The sequence below is a fragment of the Streptomyces rishiriensis genome (genome assembly GCF_003112535.1).
Lineage (GTDB): Bacteria > Actinomycetota > Actinomycetes > Streptomycetales > Streptomycetaceae > Streptomyces > Streptomyces rishiriensis.
In genome coordinates, this window is record NZ_BEWA01000005.1 from 439,933 (window position 1) to 457,244 (window position 17,312).

At 70.6% G+C, this 17,312-nt stretch carries 37 protein-coding genes; 3 read left to right on the forward strand and 34 right to left on the reverse strand.

All coding sequences use genetic code 11. The features are described from left to right. Positions 1-54 precede the first annotated feature (54 nt). The 10 genes from Sri02f_RS41155 to Sri02f_RS10435 form a co-directional block, all read right to left on the reverse strand. Positions 55-228: a hypothetical protein gene (locus tag Sri02f_RS41155; protein ID WP_159106693.1), complete on the reverse strand. Its 174-nt coding sequence runs from the start codon at positions 226-228 to the stop codon at positions 55-57. A gap of 95 nt (positions 229-323) precedes the next feature. Beyond that, on the reverse strand, positions 324-521 hold the full coding sequence (locus Sri02f_RS10400; RefSeq protein ID WP_109000794.1) for a hypothetical protein: 198 nt from the start codon (positions 519-521) through the stop codon (positions 324-326). 46 nt (positions 522-567) lie between these two features. Further along, a complete protein-coding gene (locus tag Sri02f_RS10405) occupies positions 568-885 on the reverse strand; it encodes a hypothetical protein (protein ID WP_109000795.1) in 318 nt (105 codons plus the stop codon). Between the two features lie 74 nt (positions 886-959). Then, positions 960-1,136 (reverse strand): hypothetical protein, encoded by a 177-nt coding sequence (locus tag Sri02f_RS41160; RefSeq protein WP_159106694.1) that lies wholly within the window; start codon positions 1,134-1,136, stop codon positions 960-962. Then, positions 1,136-1,336 (reverse strand): hypothetical protein, encoded by a 201-nt coding sequence (locus Sri02f_RS10410; protein ID WP_109000796.1) that lies wholly within the window; start codon positions 1,334-1,336, stop codon positions 1,136-1,138. Before Sri02f_RS10410 ends, Sri02f_RS41160 begins: the two co-directional genes overlap by 1 nt. Before the next feature lie 161 nt (positions 1,337-1,497). Beyond that, positions 1,498-1,839, reverse strand: coding sequence for a hypothetical protein (locus Sri02f_RS10415; protein WP_109000797.1), 342 nt, complete (start codon positions 1,837-1,839; stop codon positions 1,498-1,500). Then, on the reverse strand, positions 1,836-2,039 hold the full coding sequence (locus tag Sri02f_RS10420) for a hypothetical protein (protein WP_109000798.1): 204 nt from the start codon (positions 2,037-2,039) through the stop codon (positions 1,836-1,838). Before Sri02f_RS10420 ends, Sri02f_RS10415 begins: the two co-directional genes overlap by 4 nt. Beyond that, complete coding sequence (locus Sri02f_RS10425) at positions 2,036-2,230, reverse strand: hypothetical protein (RefSeq protein WP_109000799.1); 195 nt, start codon at positions 2,228-2,230, stop codon at positions 2,036-2,038. Before Sri02f_RS10425 ends, Sri02f_RS10420 begins: the two co-directional genes overlap by 4 nt. A gap of 1 nt (position 2,231) precedes the next feature. Continuing rightward, positions 2,232-2,471: a hypothetical protein gene (locus Sri02f_RS10430; protein WP_109000800.1), complete on the reverse strand. Its 240-nt coding sequence runs from the start codon at positions 2,469-2,471 to the stop codon at positions 2,232-2,234. Positions 2,472-2,616: 145 nt separating this feature from the next. After that, on the reverse strand, positions 2,617-3,378 hold the full coding sequence (locus Sri02f_RS10435) for a GntR family transcriptional regulator (protein ID WP_159106695.1): 762 nt from the start codon (positions 3,376-3,378) through the stop codon (positions 2,617-2,619). 283 nt (positions 3,379-3,661) lie between these two features. On the opposite strand from Sri02f_RS10435, the gene Sri02f_RS10440 reads away from it, so the two are divergent. The 3 genes from Sri02f_RS10440 to Sri02f_RS10450 all read left to right on the forward strand — a co-directional run bounded on the left by Sri02f_RS10440 (position 3,662) and on the right by Sri02f_RS10450 (position 5,019). Further along, the gene (locus Sri02f_RS10440; RefSeq protein WP_109000802.1) at positions 3,662-3,937 is read left to right on the forward strand and encodes a hypothetical protein; all 276 of its coding nucleotides are present in this window, start codon (positions 3,662-3,664) and stop codon (positions 3,935-3,937) included. 25 nt (positions 3,938-3,962) lie between these two features. After that, positions 3,963-4,466: a GIY-YIG nuclease family protein gene (locus Sri02f_RS10445; RefSeq protein ID WP_109000803.1), complete on the forward strand. Its 504-nt coding sequence runs from the start codon at positions 3,963-3,965 to the stop codon at positions 4,464-4,466. Positions 4,467-4,632: 166 nt separating this feature from the next. Then, positions 4,633-5,019 carry a hypothetical protein gene (locus tag Sri02f_RS10450; protein ID WP_109000804.1) on the forward strand — a complete coding sequence of 129 codons (387 nt, stop codon included), beginning with the start codon at positions 4,633-4,635 and terminating at the stop codon, positions 5,017-5,019. Between the two features lie 286 nt (positions 5,020-5,305). On the opposite strand, the gene Sri02f_RS10455 is transcribed toward Sri02f_RS10450, so the two are convergent. The 24 genes from Sri02f_RS10455 to Sri02f_RS10565 all read right to left on the reverse strand — a co-directional run bounded on the left by Sri02f_RS10455 (position 5,306) and on the right by Sri02f_RS10565 (position 17,253). Next, positions 5,306-5,548 carry a hypothetical protein gene (locus Sri02f_RS10455; protein WP_109000805.1) on the reverse strand — a complete coding sequence of 81 codons (243 nt, stop codon included), beginning with the start codon at positions 5,546-5,548 and terminating at the stop codon, positions 5,306-5,308. A gap of 18 nt (positions 5,549-5,566) precedes the next feature. Continuing rightward, positions 5,567-5,851 (reverse strand): hypothetical protein, encoded by a 285-nt coding sequence (locus Sri02f_RS10460; RefSeq protein WP_109000806.1) that lies wholly within the window; start codon positions 5,849-5,851, stop codon positions 5,567-5,569. A 154-nt stretch (positions 5,852-6,005) separates the two neighbouring features. Continuing rightward, on the reverse strand, positions 6,006-6,221 hold the full coding sequence (locus Sri02f_RS10465; RefSeq protein ID WP_109000807.1) for a hypothetical protein: 216 nt from the start codon (positions 6,219-6,221) through the stop codon (positions 6,006-6,008). Next, the gene (locus Sri02f_RS10470; protein WP_109000808.1) at positions 6,218-6,835 is read right to left on the reverse strand and encodes a hypothetical protein; all 618 of its coding nucleotides are present in this window, start codon (positions 6,833-6,835) and stop codon (positions 6,218-6,220) included. Before Sri02f_RS10470 ends, Sri02f_RS10465 begins: the two co-directional genes overlap by 4 nt. A 41-nt stretch (positions 6,836-6,876) precedes the next feature. Next, the gene (locus Sri02f_RS10475; RefSeq protein WP_109000809.1) at positions 6,877-7,134 is read right to left on the reverse strand and encodes a LuxR C-terminal-related transcriptional regulator; all 258 of its coding nucleotides are present in this window, start codon (positions 7,132-7,134) and stop codon (positions 6,877-6,879) included. A 273-nt stretch (positions 7,135-7,407) separates the two neighbouring features. After that, entirely contained in the window at positions 7,408-7,773 is a 366-nt protein-coding gene (locus Sri02f_RS10480) for a hypothetical protein (RefSeq protein WP_109000810.1), read from the reverse strand. 28 nt (positions 7,774-7,801) lie between these two features. After that, a complete protein-coding gene (locus tag Sri02f_RS10485) occupies positions 7,802-8,290 on the reverse strand; it encodes a hypothetical protein (protein ID WP_109000811.1) in 489 nt (162 codons plus the stop codon). Positions 8,291-8,353: 63 nt separating this feature from the next. After that, on the reverse strand, positions 8,354-8,821 hold the full coding sequence (locus Sri02f_RS10490) for a hypothetical protein (RefSeq protein WP_109000812.1): 468 nt from the start codon (positions 8,819-8,821) through the stop codon (positions 8,354-8,356). 181 nt (positions 8,822-9,002) lie between these two features. Beyond that, a complete protein-coding gene (locus tag Sri02f_RS10495) occupies positions 9,003-10,109 on the reverse strand; it encodes a hypothetical protein (protein WP_109000813.1) in 1,107 nt (368 codons plus the stop codon). Between the two features lie 68 nt (positions 10,110-10,177). Then, positions 10,178-10,528, reverse strand: coding sequence for a hypothetical protein (locus tag Sri02f_RS10500; RefSeq protein ID WP_109000814.1), 351 nt, complete (start codon positions 10,526-10,528; stop codon positions 10,178-10,180). Next, on the reverse strand, positions 10,525-11,127 hold the full coding sequence (locus Sri02f_RS10505) for a hypothetical protein (RefSeq protein ID WP_109000815.1): 603 nt from the start codon (positions 11,125-11,127) through the stop codon (positions 10,525-10,527). The genes Sri02f_RS10500 and Sri02f_RS10505 overlap by 4 nt, the downstream gene beginning before the upstream one ends. Continuing rightward, positions 11,124-11,606, reverse strand: coding sequence for a hypothetical protein (locus tag Sri02f_RS10510; protein WP_109000816.1), 483 nt, complete (start codon positions 11,604-11,606; stop codon positions 11,124-11,126). The genes Sri02f_RS10505 and Sri02f_RS10510 overlap by 4 nt, the downstream gene beginning before the upstream one ends. Before the next feature lie 61 nt (positions 11,607-11,667). Continuing rightward, positions 11,668-12,111 carry a hypothetical protein gene (locus Sri02f_RS10515; RefSeq protein WP_109000817.1) on the reverse strand — a complete coding sequence of 148 codons (444 nt, stop codon included), beginning with the start codon at positions 12,109-12,111 and terminating at the stop codon, positions 11,668-11,670. Positions 12,112-12,135: 24 nt separating this feature from the next. Then, positions 12,136-12,417 carry a helix-turn-helix domain-containing protein gene (locus tag Sri02f_RS10520; protein ID WP_109000818.1) on the reverse strand — a complete coding sequence of 94 codons (282 nt, stop codon included), beginning with the start codon at positions 12,415-12,417 and terminating at the stop codon, positions 12,136-12,138. After that, entirely contained in the window at positions 12,414-12,800 is a 387-nt protein-coding gene (locus Sri02f_RS10525) for a DUF4326 domain-containing protein (RefSeq protein ID WP_109000819.1), read from the reverse strand. Before Sri02f_RS10525 ends, Sri02f_RS10520 begins: the two co-directional genes overlap by 4 nt. Next, positions 12,800-12,994, reverse strand: a complete 195-nt coding sequence (locus Sri02f_RS44040) for a DUF6011 domain-containing protein (RefSeq protein WP_109000820.1) — start codon at positions 12,992-12,994, stop codon at positions 12,800-12,802. Before Sri02f_RS44040 ends, Sri02f_RS10525 begins: the two co-directional genes overlap by 1 nt. Continuing rightward, entirely contained in the window at positions 12,991-13,146 is a 156-nt protein-coding gene (locus Sri02f_RS41165; RefSeq protein ID WP_159106696.1) for a zinc finger domain-containing protein, read from the reverse strand. The genes Sri02f_RS44040 and Sri02f_RS41165 overlap by 4 nt, the downstream gene beginning before the upstream one ends. Then, a complete protein-coding gene (locus Sri02f_RS10535) occupies positions 13,143-13,895 on the reverse strand; it encodes a zinc finger domain-containing protein (RefSeq protein WP_109000821.1) in 753 nt (250 codons plus the stop codon). The genes Sri02f_RS41165 and Sri02f_RS10535 overlap by 4 nt, the downstream gene beginning before the upstream one ends. Beyond that, on the reverse strand, positions 13,892-14,998 hold the full coding sequence (locus Sri02f_RS10540) for a hypothetical protein (protein WP_109000822.1): 1,107 nt from the start codon (positions 14,996-14,998) through the stop codon (positions 13,892-13,894). Before Sri02f_RS10540 ends, Sri02f_RS10535 begins: the two co-directional genes overlap by 4 nt. A gap of 87 nt (positions 14,999-15,085) precedes the next feature. Then, positions 15,086-15,520: a hypothetical protein gene (locus Sri02f_RS10545; protein ID WP_109000823.1), complete on the reverse strand. Its 435-nt coding sequence runs from the start codon at positions 15,518-15,520 to the stop codon at positions 15,086-15,088. After that, complete coding sequence (locus tag Sri02f_RS10550) at positions 15,517-15,861, reverse strand: helix-turn-helix domain-containing protein (protein ID WP_159106697.1); 345 nt, start codon at positions 15,859-15,861, stop codon at positions 15,517-15,519. The genes Sri02f_RS10545 and Sri02f_RS10550 overlap by 4 nt, the downstream gene beginning before the upstream one ends. Further along, positions 15,858-16,679 carry a helix-turn-helix domain-containing protein gene (locus Sri02f_RS10555; RefSeq protein ID WP_109000825.1) on the reverse strand — a complete coding sequence of 274 codons (822 nt, stop codon included), beginning with the start codon at positions 16,677-16,679 and terminating at the stop codon, positions 15,858-15,860. Before Sri02f_RS10555 ends, Sri02f_RS10550 begins: the two co-directional genes overlap by 4 nt. Then, positions 16,676-16,891, reverse strand: a complete 216-nt coding sequence (locus Sri02f_RS10560) for a hypothetical protein (protein ID WP_109000826.1) — start codon at positions 16,889-16,891, stop codon at positions 16,676-16,678. Before Sri02f_RS10560 ends, Sri02f_RS10555 begins: the two co-directional genes overlap by 4 nt. After that, entirely contained in the window at positions 16,888-17,253 is a 366-nt protein-coding gene (locus Sri02f_RS10565) for a hypothetical protein (RefSeq protein WP_109000827.1), read from the reverse strand. Before Sri02f_RS10565 ends, Sri02f_RS10560 begins: the two co-directional genes overlap by 4 nt. Positions 17,254-17,312 lie beyond the last annotated feature (59 nt).

The following is a 17,312-nucleotide window of genomic DNA, read 5'->3' on the forward strand; positions in this document are numbered from 1 at the left end:
TGCTGCGCCAGTTCTCCTTGGCGCCCGGGCGGGCCGGGCGCCGCGGACAGCCGGTCAGCTGCGCTTGTTCGCGGCGGTGACGGCCGCGATCGCCACTCGTGCTGCGTCCTCATCGGTGCCGGTCAGGACGAGCTTCGAGAGCTGGCTGAACATCTCTCGACGGTCACCGCGAGCCTTGGCCTCGGTGGCGGCGTCGATGTGGCGCTTTGCTGCGGGGCTGAATGCCATGTGCTCTCCTCGATTCGGATGGCCGGGGCTGTCCCGGCTCCCCTCAACCGGGCCCGTGCGAGACGGGCCCGGCGGGCAGCTGGTCAGCGCGGGCGTCAGGAGCGGTTCTTCAGCTCCTCGTTGATCTCCTTGAGCCTGTGCTGGTAGCTGGCCATGTTGGTGTCGGCGTACATGTGGGAGCTCGGCGGCCGAACGGCGTCGAGCTTCTCCTCGGCGGCGATGCACTTCTTCACCCCCTCGGCTTCGGCGCGGAGGTCCTCGGTGCTGGTGTGGAGGCTCTTGAACAGGCCCATGGCGGGCTCCCTTCGGTGGGTGGTGGAAGCGCTGGCGCGGTTCCCCTCACCGCCGGTGCGTGACCGGCGGATCGGGCAGCTGGTCAGCTCCGGTGGGGAAGGCGGGGCCGTCGTACTCGACGGCGACGATGCGGGCGCCCGGGTGCTCCTGCTGGGTGCGCAGGACGTCGGTGACGAGGGAGTCGAGGCTGTTGGTGGAGTTGAAGCTGAGGAGCTCGCCGGTGCGGCCGTCGTAGAGCCGGTAGTTGAGGTTGGTGTGGGTGATTTCCCGCTGCGGAAGGGGCTTGCCGTTCCACATGTCGGGCTGGCGGTCACGGATCCGGTGCGGGCCGTGGTGGCCCTTCATCCAGGCGGGGAGCCGCATGGCGGGGTTCCTTCCGGGGGGGGCCGGGCGCGGTGACGGGGTGGTTGGGGTTCCGCGCCCGGCGGTCTGTGGGGTCAGCGGGTCTGCTGGCGGGTCTCGTGGATGACGGCCCCGAGGACGATCCGGTCGGCCGGGGAGCTGTCGGCGACGGCGTTCAGGTGCTCCTCGGCCGCCGCCCAGTCCCCCGCCTCGATCGCGGCCACCGCCTGGTCGGCGTGGGCGCGGGCCTCGGGCGTGAACTCGGCGCCCATCAGGCGGCGGCCGGGAGACGGGAGCCGACGAGCTCGTCCGTCAGCGACGGCGCGCCCGGGTTGGCCCGGTCGTAGTCGGAGGCCTCCGCGAGGAGGTGCAGCTCGACCGTCCAGTCGGCCGCGGCCAGGTACTGACGGATCAGGCTGGTGCGGTAGGCGGCGTCCGACGACGGCGCGGAGGTGATCAGGGTCAGGGACATGGCGGTGCCTTTCAGGCGTGGTGGGAGGTTGGGTGCCGGGCTGGCAGGACGGGGGGATTGTCGGACTGCCAGCCCGGCGGCTTTGGGTTACTTCGGGCGGTCCTCGGACCGCTTATTGGCCTCGCGGACCTTGCGCAGCAGCTCGGCGCGCTGGTCGTCGGTCACCGTTCGTCCTCCATCGGCGGGTAGATGGAGGCGCGGATGGCGCCGCGAACCGTGGTGCGGACGCGCTCGCCGCGCCACGAGAACTTCGCGTACAGGTGGACCGTGCCGCCGGAGGCGGTCCGCTCCGGCATGACGTCGGCGTTCAGGTGGCGGGCCCAGGCGGCGAACGCGGCCCGCTGCTCGTCCGGCGTCGACGTCAGCGAGTCGACGTCGGCGACCAGCGCCCCGGAGATGGGGATCGTCCACGTGACGGCGGGCAAACCGTCGGCCATCAGGAACTCGCCGAGCGCCTGGTAGGCGGCACGCTGCCAGCGTCGGAGGTACGTCTGATCGGTCACGACGCCTCCACCAGACGCAGGCGGGGACGGGGCTGAGGCGCAGTGGCGGCCGGCACGAACCAGTGGCCCAGGCGACGCCGTGTCACCGGGTCGGTGACCGTGACCAGCACCGCCGGGGACTCGCCGTCCCACGCGGGAAGATCGGCCACCAGCTGCTGCGCCTTCGCCTGCAGCAGCTGCACGCGCTCCCGCTCGTTCACGACGCCACCGCCGTCCGGTACGGGTGCGGGCCGCGGGGCCGCTGAGGCAACGGCTCCTTCGTCTTGCCGTGGTCGTCGACGGCCAGCGGACGCCGGACGAACGTGGCGAGGTCGTGAGCCGTGCGGTCGGCGGCCGACAGGCCCGGCTGCGTCGCCGCGGGGCGGAAGGAGGTCGGGGTCGCGGTGGTCATCTCAAGCCACCTCCGTGGCAGGCATGGCGACGGTGCGGACGGCGGCGCTGTCGAGGAAGACGGCGAGCGCGGCCTCGGAAACGCGGAACCGGGGTCGGCCGCTGCCCTTGGCGATGTCGATCGCTTCGAGGCGGCCGGACTTGATCAGCTCACGCACGTGCTGCGGAGTGCTGCCGATACGGATGGCGACCTCTCCGGTGGCGAGGAAGTCGCCCGTAGGGGCGACGGAGACAGGCGTCACTAGGTGCTCCCCTGCGGTCGACTGGGGTGGACGACTCCATAGAAGCAGAGTGCTACAGAGCAATCAATAGCTCTAGAGCAGAGTGGTCGAATCCAAGACAGCGAAAAGCCCCCACCCCGAGGGGTGAGGGCAGGAAGTCGGCAGGTCAGGCAGGGAAGTCGTACACCAGAAGGAACCTCGACGCGTCCAGAACCATTCGGTTGACCTCGACGACGCGCCCGTCGGCGCGCATCGCAGACCGATGCTGCTCGATCACCGGAGCGCCAGCAGCAAGACGGAGGTCATCCACCTCAGCCGGCGTCGCCAGTCGGCAGCGCAGCTGCTCACGGAACCGCACCGGCCCATGGCCAGCCTCGCGCAGCCGTGCATACGTGCCACCGGGCCCCGAGTCGCTCTCAGTGATCCGCGTGTCGTGCGCCAGGTCGTCAGGGATGTACGAGGTCGCCCGCATGACGATCTCACCGTCGACGGCGTAGCGCCGGTTTCGCTTCCACACGCGGGCAGCCACGTCCATGTCGAGGGCGCGAGCAACATCCTCGGGAGAATTGATCAGCTCGACCTCGGTCCGCCCGACCACTTCGAGGCGCCGGTCGTCGATGTCGACATCCCACATCGAGCGCCCCTCACCCCACTGCGTGGCAGAGAGGCGCTCAAGAGCGTTTCGCACGATCGGTCGCCACTCAGCGACAAACCAGCCGGAGCCGACGCGCGACTCGATCAGCCCCTCATCGCGCAGCACGCCGAGGGCCTGGCGAACGGTCATTTGCGAGGCGGTGTACCGATCGGCCAGTTTGCGCTCGGACGGCAGTTGCCGCTTCTCGCTCTCGAACTCGCCCGCCTTGATGCGATCACGCAGGTCGCTGGCGATCCCTCGGTACTTGTGCGGCTCGCCGGACTTGGGTGACACAGGCTCTCCTTCGGGACGGGTCATCTAGAGCAACGCTACCCGCTCTACATCTGCGCTGGTCAATGAGTGTTCCGAGGGGGATTTGGACAGGGGGTGGCTTTGATTGCTCTAGAGCGCTACGGTTCTTCGTAGTCGCGATGTGACAGTGCGCACATCGAAGCCGGGTCACGTATGCCCGGGGCCGCGCGAAAACGGCCGGACGGTTGCCACCGTCCGGCCGAAGAACCAGCGGGTCGCCACCCGCCGATCAGCAACTCAATCCTGTGAGATTGGAGCTCTGCCCATGAGCGTACCGCCTGCACTCTCCGCTGCCCAAGTCCTCGACTCGCCTCTCGAGGCCCTCCTCGCTGAAGCGGGTGTCGAAATCTTCGACTCCTCGATCGCCGACCGCTCGTTCTTCGGCGCCGTCGTCCAGCGCAAGAGTGGCGAGACGTACCTGGCGATGCCCGCCGGACGCAGCCAGCTGGAGCACGACACGATGGCGCGCTACCTGATCGCGCAGGCCTTCGACGTGGACCTCCCGGAGTTGCCCCCGCCGTTCACCACAACCGAGATCTGACCACACACTGAGCAGGGAGCATCGCATGCGGGACGAATTGGCCGAACTGCCCGAATCGGGTGAAGTCATCTACATCGTCGAGTACAGCTTCGATGCCGTGAAGGTCGGCTACACGAGCCAGCCACGGCGCCGCCTCCAGGCCCACATCCGCTCAGCGCGTCAACTGGGTATGGAGGCAACTCGGTTTTGGACGTCTGAGCCCCACGTCAACGCGCGTATGAACGAGCGACGGCTGATCAAGTTCTGTTCTGAGCGGAGCGAGCGCACGACAGGTGCCAAGCAGGGTGAGTACTTCGCATCGCTCAACCTGGACGACGTGCGCGAGTTCGCGCAGACGCTGCAGTTCGAACCGCCGATCGAGAAGCCAGCGGTCGAGACTGAGTGCCCTGCATGCGCCGTGGTCGACGCGAGGCCTCTCAGTGCCCTGGCACTGCTCCATGAGATCGCTCACGGGAACCTGCGGATCTTCGACTCGGCCGGGCGCGACGTCTCTGCAGCCTGGGTCGGCTCCGTAAAGGCAAACCACTAGCCCCGGAGGCCAGACCCAGCTCAGCGCCTGACGGTGCTCTCTAGCGGCCCCCGACCATCCCGGCTGGGGGCCGCCCCGGCCGCCTCGCCGTTCCCTCCTGCGCTTTCTCTTCCCTCTCACCTCAGCCCTCGTAGACTGGCCTCGCCACCACCGAAAGGATCCACCCATGCGCCCCGCGGATTTCCGCGATCACCTCGTTGACCTGCTGAAAAACACCCCGGATGTCCAGCGGGTGGAGATCTTGGACGGTGGTCCGTACCCCTACGCGCTGGCTGCGACGGTGGCGGGCAAGGAGCACCGTTGGCAGGTGATCGGGCAGCTGGCTGAGGGGGCCAAGCACGATACGCCCACGCCTCCTGTGCACGGCCAGCCGGCAGCCTGGACCAGCGCTCCGGTGACGGCTGCGCCGGATGCCTGGCTGGGCGGTGTGATCGGCTCGGCTGAGGCTCCGGACACGAAGCAGATCGACGTGTGGACGGCCCGCGGCAAGAGCGATCCGGGCCTGACGGTGTTCTTCCACAACGGGGAGCGCGCGTTCGTGCGCCACGTTTGACCGGTCGCGCCCTTTGCGTACCCCGTTGCGCGGAGCACTCTGGCGGCACCGCTACTGGAGGTCTCGCATGGAGTGTTTACCAGCTCGCCGTGGCGCCCGCTTCGATCCGGGCCTGATGGCCGGAAACTGTCCGTCGTGTGGTGCGATCGTGGGCTCAGCGAAGGGTCAGCCGACAACGATCCATCAGGGGCCGGATGGCCGCACCTGCCCGGGCTCCAACCAGCCCGCCACCTGAACGAAGCGAAGGGCCCCTCGACCGCGTCGGTCGAGGGGCCCTTCCGTGCGTTCAGTGCCGGTATTCGATGCTGTAGATCCGCACGGTCCGCTGATCGTCGTTCACGGTGAGGATGGCTGTCACGAGTGGTCGGACGAGGATGCGGTGGATGCCGTCGTCGATGCCGTAGGGCTCGGTCTCGATGTAGGGCTCGTGGCAGACGTCGGAGAGTGCGGCGGTGAGCTGCGTGCTGGCGTCATTGGGGAGGCTGTCCCAGATGGCCAGGAGCGGTTCGTCGCAGAGGAGCCGGTACACGGCTCTCACCCTGCCAGGTCAGGCGGCGCCTTGGGCGCGGTTTCGCGCAGCTTCCGCAAGAACGCGCTCGGTGACGTCGATCCATTGGCCGGGCGGTTCTTCGCCTCGGGCTTCGGCTGCAGCGATCTCTTGACCGCGCCGCACGGCATCGAGGGTGCGCTGCGCGATGCCCTGCCATTTGGTGAAGACCTGTAGGAGTTCGTGCGCCGGCGCACGGTTGATCTCGCCGAGGAAGCGTTGGGCGAGGTCAGGGTTGCCGAGGGCGTCACGGATCGACTCGATGGTCCACGGCTGCTCGCTCATCCCGGCCTCCCGGAGGGTAGTACTACCCTCCCGAGACTATCGCTTCAGCGGTATCGGTCCGGTACCGCTATTGCAGATTCGATATCGGCGATCCGAGTACCGGGATGGCCCTGTCCGACGTCCTACGCGCCCTCCTGTTCGCGAGCGGCTGTGGTCATCTCGTCCGTTCGATGGCCCGGCAGTCCAGGTTGTCGGCTTCCATCTCGATGGCGATGGCGACGGCGTCGAGGCTGTAGTCCGGGTCGTCGGCGAGCATCCGGCAGGATGCGGCGATGGCCCGCAGCAGTTCGACGACGGCGTCGGCGGCGAGGTAGGCCTGCCCGTCGGTGGAGGTGGCGATGGGGAGGCGGCTGGTGGCGTGCTCGGTCATGCGGCCCGCCTCTCCGCCATGGGCAGCTTGCGCAGTTCCTGCAGCGCGTACTGGGCTCCGCAGGCGTCGCACTTCTTGCCGGGGCTCTCCAGCGTGATCCGCAGGATGGTGCCGCATTCGCAGATGACGCCGAACCGTCGGGCCGGCCGCTCGCCGCCGGTGGCCGCCTCGCACTGCCGGCGCAGCTGGTAGACCTCGAGCGCGAACTCTTCGAACGCGGGGTGCGCTTCGGCCGCCCAGGGCAGCAGGACCCGCAGCCGGTTGACGACCTGGTCGCACTGCTGCTGAAGGTCGCCGCTCCAGCGGGGGTGCCGGTAGGCGAGCGCCTCGTGCCAGTCGACGAGCCACGTCTGCAGGATGGTGACGACGCCGCCGCGGGCCGCGAGCGACAGCGGGCCCATCCGCACCGGCGTGGGTGCTTCACGGCTGCCGGAGACGACGGGCCCGCCGCTGCTGCTGCCGGGGCGGAGGCTGTCGGAGAGGCGCGAGTAGAGGCCGTCGGCGCCGGCGAGCGCCCGGAGAGCGGCATCGACGCGCTCGGTGCAGGGTCGGCAAGCCTGGTGGCCGAGTTCGTCCTCGTAGAAGTCGCTGTGGCAGACGGTGCAGGCGTTCACGGCGGGGCTCCTTGGTGCGGGCGTGCGGGCGGGGCGGTGGGTCAGGCGGCGCGGGCTGGCTGGTCGAGTTCGAGTTCGTCGAAGCGGATGAGGCGCCGGTGGAGTGCGATGGCGACGGCGTGGGTGCGGGACCGTGCTTCGAGGCGGACGCAGACTTCCTTGAGCCGCAGGTGGACGCCCTGCTCGGTGGTGCCGAGGCGGTGGGCGATCTGGCGGCTGGTGTAGCCGGATGCGGCGAGGCGGAGCGCTGCGAGCTGGCCGTCGCTGAGGGGCTGGCCGGGCTGACTGGGGCTCCTCACGGCCGCCTCCCGGCTTGCCTGGTTGCTTTCTCGTCAGCGGCGGCGAGGCGGCGCAGGGCGCGTTCGATGACGGCGGCCCGGACTTGGCCGGCGAACGGGCCGGCGAGAAGGCGCTCCGATTCGGGGGTGAGGAGTTCTCGGGCGGTGGGGCGGCGGGTCACAGGTACTCCGGGGGTACGTCGACGGTGTGGATGCGGGGTTCGTCGGGTTCGTTGGGGGGTTCGTCGTCCCAGGCCCAGCCGGGGATTTCCTCGGTGGCCCAGTGCTCGGCGGTCACGGCTGGCCGTCCGGGGTGCCGAGGACCGCGCGGGCGACAACGAGGGCGTGGGGGTCGGGGCCGATCTCGCGGGCGTCGCGGGCGGCGGACTCAAGCCAGTCGGCGAGGGCGGTTCCGATGCCGGGGTGCATGGTGGCGATCCAGTCGGCGTCGGCGGTGTCGCATTCGGCGCGCTGCTCGCTGGCCTCCGGCTCCCATGTGGCGATGGCGTAAGTCCACTCAGCGATCGGGTCGATACCGGATGGGCTCTTGACCTCGTACTGCTGCTCGCTCCAGGAGGTAGCCCAAGGCGCTCCGGTGGTCTCGGCGGTCAGGTCGCGGATCTTCTTCGCTGCTGCTCGGAGTTCGTCGGCGGGTGTCACGGCTGGCCTTTCGGGTCGGGCGTGCGGCTCAGGCGGTAATGACGTAGATCGCGAGGCCCGCGTCGCTGGCTTGACGCATGCAGTTGCGGGTGCCGTAGGACGGGCCAGTCGGGGCGGGGAAGGCGACCATCCAGTCGGGACGTGGCAGCTTGGCGACCATGAGGCCGTTGCGGCGGGGCCCGGCGGTCGGGCAGTAGTCGGGCAGCAGGCCCGGGTGTGCGGTGTCGCCGGAGGCTTTGCGTCGCCGGTGGCCTGGTGCGGGCGGGCAGTCGGGTGCGCAGTGGTCCCAGTCGGCCGGCATGGGGTCTTCGGTGATGCCGTAGCGGGTGCCGTACTCGCGGATCCAGTCGGCGGCGGCCTGGTCGGCGGAGCGTTCGCCGGGGCATGCGCCGTGGCGGACGATGACGGGCCCTTCGGCGATGTTGAGGGCGATGTCGGCGAGGGTGCCGGGGACGATGCCGGGTTCGGGGAGTTCGCGGGATCCGGCGAGGAGGATGATCAGCGGGCTGACGGTCACAGTGGTCTCCTGGTTGGGGGCCGCCCCGGGTGGGGGCGGCCGTGGGGCAGGGTCAGGCGGGGGTCAGCCCCAGTCGGAGCAGAGGACCCACTGCGGGCGCTCCTGAGTGGGCGTGACACCAAGAGCAGCGAGAGCGGCGCGGAGCTTGTCGTCCCAGTCGGGCGGGACGGTGCCGAGTTCGGCGGGGTCGAAGAGGTGCGGGCTGCCGCGCCAGGCGGTCGTGGAGTGGGCGGCCAGTACCCACATCGGGTACTCGGAGGAGCAGTGGCTGACGAGCTTCACGCCGAGCTGCGCTTCGGCTGCGTTCTTGCGGGCGCGGTAGCCGTCGACACGCCAGTCGGTTTCGGTGAAGTTCGCGATCTGGGCGAGGAGGCGGCGTTCGATGGCTTCCTCGAAGTCTTCGTCGCTCTCGGGGTCGTACCAGTCGAGGGTGGGCAGTTCGCCGTACTCGCCGAGGCCGTTGATCTTCCAACCGTCTCCGCCGCCGAGGTCGTAGCCGTAGGCGAGGATCGCGTCTGTGGACATTCCCATGGGGCTTCCTTTCAGGGTTGAGGCTCTGAGCGCCGTTCTGCGTCTTCCGGCTCCTCGGGACCCGCGAACCGTGTTCGTGGCTCCTAGGGGCCGTCAGGGGCTTTCTCGGGCCTGTTCCGCCCCACCCCGGCCGCGACCATGCAGGCGGCGATCCCGGCCGGGAGGCAGACAGGCAGGACGGTCACGGCTGTTCGGTGATCGTGGTGGTGCGGGTGACGACCCGGTACTCGCGGCTGGGGAAGTACTCGCGGCCCATGGCGGCGCTCTCGTCTGCGTCCTCGCGGTCCTCGAAGTCGAGGCTGGGGTGGCTCGGCTTCCAGTCGGCGGTGTCGTTGTCGCGGAGCTGGACGCGGTAGCGGACGAAGAGTTCGACGAGCCGCGCCTCCCGTGTCTGGGTGTCGGGCTGCTCCCTGACGGCGGGCCGCTGCTGCTCCGTGCCGCGCCCACCCCCAAGAAGCGCCCGCGCTTCCGCCTGCGCTGCCCGGTAGCCCTCACCGAACGCGCCCTTGCCGACGTCGGACCACGACCAGATCAGCGCCCGGCCGATCCGCGCCGAGTCGGTCAGCCACGGCTCGGCGGGCTCCAGCAGCGTGCTGGCCGCATCCGGCTCCGCGCACTCGATCACCGAGCACGTGACGTAGCCGCCATTCCCGAGGAACAAGCTCGCCCGCCCGCAGGCAGGGCAGCGGCCCTTGACGAGCGGGAGCCCGGCGGCGAGCGGCGCGGTGGAGGCCGGCGTCTCGGCGGGCTTGTGGAGCTCGGGCCGGTCGCAGCAGACGTCGAAGCCGCCGTGGCAGGTGGACTCGGTCTTGCCGCTGGTCGGGCAGAAGTACATTCCCGCGCCCGGCTTGCAGACGTGTTCCGCCTGCGTCTCGGCGGGCTGTTCCTCGGCGGCCACATGGCTTCCGTCCGTCAGACAGCCGCAGCCCCAGCCGTGGGACTCGGGCGTCGGGCAGTGCACGTCGTGCTCGATGCCGACCTCGCACGAGGCGCAGCCAGCCAGGGCGCGCAGCTGCGCCGAGGCGTCGCGGCACGGGCGGAACTTGTCCGGCTCCAGCACGCCATAGGCCTTCGCCTGCCGGGTCTCGGCGTCGATCTGGTCGGCGGCCCACAGCAGCAGCGTGGCCCGGTCGGCGGACACGACAGCAGACGGCGAGACCGCGGGCAGCACGCGGGCCAGGTGCTCGGCGACGGCCTGCCGCGTCCCCGGCGGCAGATGGTACGTAGTGCCCTGCAGCCCTTCGAGGGCGTCGTAGATGACGGCGGTCGGGTTGGTGGTGTGGTTCACGGGTCCTCCGTAAGGTGGGCCGGCCGGCCGGCCGCATAGCCCGCGGCCGGTCGGTCCTGCGTGGGTGGTCATGCGATGAGGGCTTCCTGCACGGCCTCGGCAGCCGGTTCCGACTGCGGATCCTCGACGAGCCGCGGCGGGTCGAACTCGATGTGCGCAGTCGCCCAGCCCTGCTCCCGCATGTCGGCGAGCGTGAACAGGTTGGTCAGCACCTCGCCGCTCGGCCGGGTCCACGTCAGTCGGCCGTCGGGGTGGAGCGTGCAGTCGAACGGCGGCCGGCCCGGCTGGTGCACGCGGATCGGAGTCGGCTGGTCGGGCAGGACGATCACCTGCTCCTCCACCACCGCGGGCCCGGCCCCGGCCCCGGCCCCGGCCTGCTTGCCGCGGCAGTGCGGGCACATCTGCTCATGCCGGCTCACGAGACACGCTCCTTCCGCGACTTCGTCAGCCCGTTCCGTTCGCAGATCCACCACGCATGCCGAAGGCTGCACTTGGCGCGGGCAGCTATCAGCTCGTAGGTCAGCCCGTACAAGCGGAGCTGGATCACGGCCGCTTCCAGCTCGGCAGCCCTGACTCGTCTGGGCCGGTCGCCGGAGGCGGTGCGCTCGATGGCCATCTCGTCGATGTCGTGCTCGCCGCGGTTGCAGGTGCGGCAGTAGCGGCGGCCGTCGACGGTGGGGATGACGTCGTGGCCGTTGTGCCGGTACGTGAACTGCTTTTCGTTGTACGTCTTTTCGTTGACGTACCGGCAGGCGCGGCAGTAGCGGACGCCGTCGGGGGTGAAGCGCAGGTTTTCGGTGTTGAGGCGGTGGCCGTGGGTGCAGAAGGCGGGGATGACCCGGTCGGCTTTGGCGCGCGGCTTGGGCGCGATCTCGCCGGGCTTGGGTGCTCCGGTGGCGGGGCGGCCGTGGTAGACCCAGCGGGTGTAGCAGGCGACGCAGTATCCGCGGCCTCGGTGGGCGGCGGTCTGGCCGCAGCAGGCGCAGATGATGGTGCGGCGGCGGGCGCGGTCGTTCATGCCTGCCTGCTGTCGGCCGCACCAGACACGGCAGAAGCGGCGGCGAGGGCCTGGCGCGCTTCGGCTGCCGCGACAGCCGGGTCGGGCCAGCAGAAGAGGCGGTCGACGCTGAGAGCGCTGATGGACTCCTGCCATCCCTCGGTGGTCCACGCGCGGCCACCGCCGGGCGCCATGGTGGAGACGGCCCATCCCGCGCCGTGGGCGGATGCCTGACGGCGGACCAGGAGGGTCGTGCCGCCGTCCTCGGGGACGTGGATGCGGTATTCGGTGGCGTCGGCGGCGAGCGCGCGGCCCGCAGCCAGCTCGGCGCGGGAGCGGCGGAGGTCGGCGACGAGCGCGGGCACGTCGGTGTCGGTGAGCTGACCGAAGTCGGGATGCGCGTTGGGGTCGATGGTGGCAGTGCGCTCGTACAGGCGCGCGGCGCGGGCTTCGATCTCGTCGAGCTGCTGGGTGGTGAGGGGTGTGTGCTGGTCGGTCATTACTGACTCCCGGGTAAGTAGTGATTTGGCTGGGGGCTGGTTGGGGTGGTGGCGGCAGGCGTCAGAGGTTGGCCGCGATGATCTTCGTGAGTTGCATGACGAAGCGGTCCCGCTCGTCCGCGGTCGCGTCGGGGTGGAAGGCGAAGTGCATGCGCACGAACGGCATCTCGGGGTCGTCGTCGCCGGTGCCCTGCGCGCCGAGCTGGAAGGTGTGTCCGTCGGGCTCCAGTCCGTCGGCGCCGAGATTGACGGCCCACTCGGACACGTCGGCCGCGCCCTCGATCAGCGCATGGATCGCCGTAGCCGGCGCATCGAGGTCGCGGCATTCGAGCGCCTCGTCCCACGTGAGTCCGCCGTCGCCCTCCTCGGCACGTGTGCTGTCGATGTGGGCGTCGAGCATCGCGGCGAAGGTGGCGTTGGGGTGCTGGCGGCCACGGTGTGCGGAGAGTTGGCGGGCGGCTTCGGTGCGGAGGTCGTCGTCGGTGTAGGGGCGGTCGGTGTTCACGGTGGTGTCCTTCGGGTGGTGGGGTCAGGTGGCGGGGGTGGTGGTTTCGCGGAGGGCGGCGTCGAGGCGGGCTCTGTTGGCGGCGGCTTGTGCGGGGCTGGTGGGCATGCGTTGGGGTCGGTAGTCCTTGACGCGGCCGGTGGGGACGGCTTCGGCGTACAGCCGTTGGAGGCGGTCGGCGGGTGGGTAGCGCAGGGCGCGGCGGGCCTTCGCCACGGTGTCCGGGTGGCAGTGCAGGCGGTGAGCGATGGACTGGTTGGTGTGGCCTTCGCGGATGAGGGCGGCGATGTCGGCGCGGATCTTCACGGTTGGGTCTCCTCGTTGGCGATCTTCAGGAGGACGGCGGCGTGGCAGTGGTCGGGCTGGCCGGGTTCGGGGAGGGGGCACCAGCAGGTGAGGTCGCGGCCGTGGAGGAGGGCGCGGAACAGGGTCCGGGTGGCGGCCTGTTCGGGCTGGTTGATCCACGACTGGTAGAGCTCGGTGGCGTATCGGCGGGCGTCGTGGCCGTCGGCGGGCCAGGTGCCGATGACGCCGCCGTTGGTGCCCCACTGGACGAGGAGGCCGTTGCGGTGGTCGCCGGCGGGGATGATGCGGGCCGGGTTGCCGAAGCGGGTGGGGCGGCCGACGTAGACGGCGCCTTCGGGTGACCGCCAGCCTGCGGTTCGGCGGCGTTGGATTCGTGTGGGCATCAGACGCTCCAGAGGGTGGGTTGCAGGGGTTGGAGTTCGAGTGCGGTTTGTCCGGGACTGATCTCGGCGGCCGGTGTGCGGACGGTCGGGGGTGGTCCGTTGAGGCGGCGGTGGCAGACGGGGCCGAGTCCGCGGGCGACCGAGACGGGGTCACGGAGGGGCCGGCCGCAGGCGCAGGTGGCGGGGGCGGTCACTCGGGCTCCTTGGTGCGGGTGTTCCAGGCGGTGGTGCGTGCGTCGTGGGTGTCGATGTGGAGGCGTCGGCCGCGGGGGCTGGTGCAGCGGGATCCGGGCGGGGCGCCACACCACGGGCAGCGGACCTGCCAGGCGGGCGGGTTGCCGTTCACGGGGTGTCCTCGACGATCTCGGCGTCGGGAACGTCGGCGGTTTCGCGGGCGAGGTGTGCGGCGGACATCTGCCGGATCCGCTGCTCCTGCGCGGCGAGCTCCTCGGCCGTGGCTTCCGGTACGCCCTCAGCGGCCCGCAGACGGGCGCTGTGCGGCTTGAGGCGGGGTTTGCCGAGCGGCTGCCGGTCGTTGCCGCCAGGCGTCTTGCAGGGACGCCCCAGGGCGGCGTGACATGCGGGGCATTCGACGCCGAGCGGGCCGGTACGGCGCACCGTGTCGATCAACTCGGCAGCGGCGGCTTCCTCGTCGGAGTCCGGGACCCTCCGGTTGCCTTCCCAACCGCGGGCCTCCAGCTCCTCCATGAACTGCTTCTTCGGGCCGCCTTCCAGCGCGAGCCGGCCGGACGGCGCCGGGACACGGCCAGAGGCGATGGCTTGGACTTGTCCGCGGTAGCGGGCGATGAACTCTTCGGGGGTCTCGTCGCCGACGGGCTCGTACTGGAAGTTCTCCAACCGCGCGGACCGGATCTTGCTGCGGAGGGTGCGGACGTGGTGGGGCAGGATCCACAGCTTCCCGTCCGGGTCCTTCGGCGGTGTCGTGTAGTAGGCGGCGACGGCGGCCTTGGCGTCGGTGTCCAGCGGCACGTCGTGCAGGGCGGCGGCCCAGGCCATGGCTGCGGCGGTGGACGGCTTGCGGTTGTCGAACGCCGAGCAGTGGCCGAGGAGTTCGGCGGCTTCCTTCGGGTTCATGCGGTGTCTCCGGTGTCGAGGGCGGCGGCGACGGCGGCCCAGCCGGACACCGTGGTGTCGGTGCCGGGCAGTGGTTGGCCTGAAGCGAGGGCGATGACGTTGCTCCCGCCGGGGGCGGCGTTCATGGCTTCGTTGACGAAGCTGGGGATCGAGGAGGGGTCGGCGCCCTTGGCCATCCAGCGGGCGAGGCCGCGGCGAATGTCGTCGGCTTCGATCTCGTCGTCGATGAGTTTCTTGATCTGCTTGCCGACGCGGCCGATGACGGTGCCCGGGGGTCGCTTGGCGCAGCGCTCGAGCCACTCGCCGACGATCGTGTCGGCTCCGATGAACCGGGGCTCTTCGGGTGCTTCTTCTGTCGCGCCGACGAAGTCGGAATCCTCGATGACGATCAGCTCGGCTTGGCCGTCTGCCTCAGCCACCCCGTCTTGTATGGGGCAGGGGATAGGGGCAGGGGTAGGGGCAGGGGCAGGGGAATGCGCGCGTGATGCGCCCGCACGCCCGCGCGTAGAGGGTTTCGGAGGTCCTTCGGCATCCCCTTCGTCAGGGGTATCGGAGGGGGTTCCCGAGGGGGTTCCCGAACCCCCTCGGGAAGGGTCGGGTTCGGGGGTGCCGAAGGCCTTGCGGAGGGTCGCGATGTGGGCGGCGACTTGCTGCCGGATCGAGGGACCGTCCTGCCCCTTCATCTTGGTCGGGTCACTGCTGAGTTCGTCGAGGGGGATGCGGTCCATCTCGGCGAGTAGGGCGGCCTGGAGCCGGCGCGAGGAGATCTCCAGCGCGCCGGACACCATCGCGCCCATGACCTTGGGCATGCGCCACACGCCGTCGTTGCGGACGAAGGAGCGGATGAGGAGTTCCTCGGTGTCGTCGTCGACGACGATGAAGCGGGTCTCCTCGAGGGCCTGGAGCCTCTTCTCCAGTTCGGCCGAGGTCAGCCCGTTCGCCTTGCGGGACCAGCGTCGAAGGGTGAGCGGCAGCAGCCCGGCGTGATTCAGGTTGGGCTGCGAGATCAGGAACAGGTAGAGGCGCTGTTCCCTCTCGTCGAGCGTCAGGAAGTCGGAGTCCTCCCAGATGCTGGTGAGGATCCGGCCGTGGCCACGTGCCATGGGTTCGTCTTCTTTCGACTGGCGTGGTGTGGGTGGATGGGTCGGGGCCGGCGGGTCAGGGTCCGGCGCGCGGCCGGCAGCAGGCGGTCACGCGGCGGCTCGGCTGCCGGTAAGGCGGTAGCGGCGGTCGGCGGCCGCGTTGGCGGCCCGGCAGACGTCGCAGGTCTCGCCGGCCTTGAGGTGGCGTCGGTACATGCGGGGCTCGCCGCAGACAGGCTCGGGCCGGGGTGTTCGCGCGCGGGTCTTGGGGTGCTTCCCGCCGGGCTTCCAGCCGTTGTCCTTCCAGCCCTGGATGGTGGAAGTGTCCGAACCGATGCGTTCGCCGATGGCCGTCAGGCTGAAGCCGCGGCCGTCGAGGATGCGCGCCGTGTGGATCTTCTCGGCGGGGGTGAGCTTCACCGGCTCGCCATTGAGGGCGTACTCGATGGCGATGTAGTCGAGGTCGGCGGTCTCGTCGTAGGTGGCGGTGGTGGAGACGTAGAGGCGCTCGCGCTGTCCGGCACCGATGCGGTGGCCGTTCATGCGGCGGCCCGGCGGCGGGCGTAGTAGACGGTTTCGGTGGTGCACCCGACCCGGGCTGCGATGACCCGGACGGGCAGGCCCCACCGTTCGCACTGCTCGATCGCGGCCCGCCGCTCGACCCAGGTGAGTTCTGCGGGCGGGTCTCCGGCGGCGGCCCGTTCGATGGCCGCTTCGTCGGGCTCGGGCGCCGTCCACGTCCAGGTGTCGCCCGCGGCCCGCCTCTTGCTGCGCGCGCGGTGGACGGTGCGCTGGGAGCAGCCGAGCTGCGAGGCGATGGCCGCGGCAGACAGGCCCTGCTGGTCGAGTTCGGCGATCAGGTTGCGCCTCTGGGTGGCGGTCACGCGGCCACCGCCATCTCGGCCCGGCTGCGGGCGCGGACGACGGTCCGCTTGTGGCAGCCGAGTTCGTTGGCGATCTGCTCTGCGGTCCGGCCTGCAGCAGTGAGGGCGGCGACGCGGGCCGGGTCGGCGTAGACCTTGCGCCGACTGCCGGGCTTGTCGTCGCGCTTACGCTCTGTCTCCGGCTGGCAGTGGGGGTCGTCGATGTCTGCCCAGGCGAGTGGCCCCGGCCAGCGTTCCTTCTTCGCCCGGGCCTTGGCGGTGGCGCTAGTGCCGGCCTTCTGGGAGAGCACCTTGTAGGCGTCGCGGACGGCGTTGTGGGTCGCGACGGTGATGTTCTGCCGGGCGCCGCGGACGATGTATTCGACGGTGCGCAGGTGAAGGCCGGGCGAGGCGTCGGCGATGGCCTGGGGGGTGTGGCCGAGGGTGTAGAGGGCTCGGCACCGCCGGGTCGCGCCAAGGACGGAAACCCGGCCTTCGGTGGGGGCGTGGCCGGCTTGGACGGCGAGGATCTTTTCGGCGGTGGTGCGCCGGATGGTGGGGAACTGTCCTGTGCCGTGGTTGCGGATGGTGGAGGAGTCGACTCCGGCGGCGGCGGCGATCTGGCCGGTCGTCATGTTGTCGGCGTACAGCTGGTTGATGTGGCGGGTGATGGGGGCGGCGGGAACGGTGGCGGGTCGGCCTGCGAGCCGGGCGAGGAGTCGCTTCTGGCCGGCGCGGGTCCATCCGTCGATGCACTTGCGGCACCGGCAGGGGCGGCGGGTCTTACTGCCCTGGTAGCGGGCTTCGCTGCCGTGGGGCGGAGATGGGCGGTGGGTCACGGCGTCTCCTTCCGGGGCTGGTCGTGGGTGTCGAAGAGGGGGCGGAGCATGGGCCGGTGGACGTACAGCTGCACGTCGCGGATGAGGCGGCGAACGGCGAGGCGGACGCGGATCCGCCGGTAGGTCCACAGGGCCGCGGCGACGAGGACGGCGGCGGTCGGGGCGACGATCACGGTGACGGCGATCCAGCCGAGGGCGAGGTGGGTGATCACGCGGCGGCTCCGCGGTGTGCTGCGGTGCCGGTCCACTGGCGGCAGAGGCTGCGGTGGACGGTGGCGCGGGTGGACTGGACGACTCCGGCGTGCTCGATCACGCCCGCTTTCGCGGCGGCCATGAACGCGGCGCCCCACCGGGCGGGGCTGTCGGGTTCGTCGACGAGGCCTTCGGCGATGAGGTCGGCGGCCTGGAACGGGGTGCCGCGGCGGGCCATCAGTTCGATGGCGGCGCGGCAGGCGGTCGCCCAGTCGGGCGGGGTGTTCGCGGCGGCGCGGGCTATGCCGTCGGCCTTGGCGGTCTCGCCCGCGGCCGGGCTAATCGCGCCCGGGACGGGCTCGGGGAACTGGAGCTGTGTCATCGTGGTCTCCTCGGTGAGTTCAGGAGGCCGCCCGCATTACGGGTGCGGGCGGCACCCTG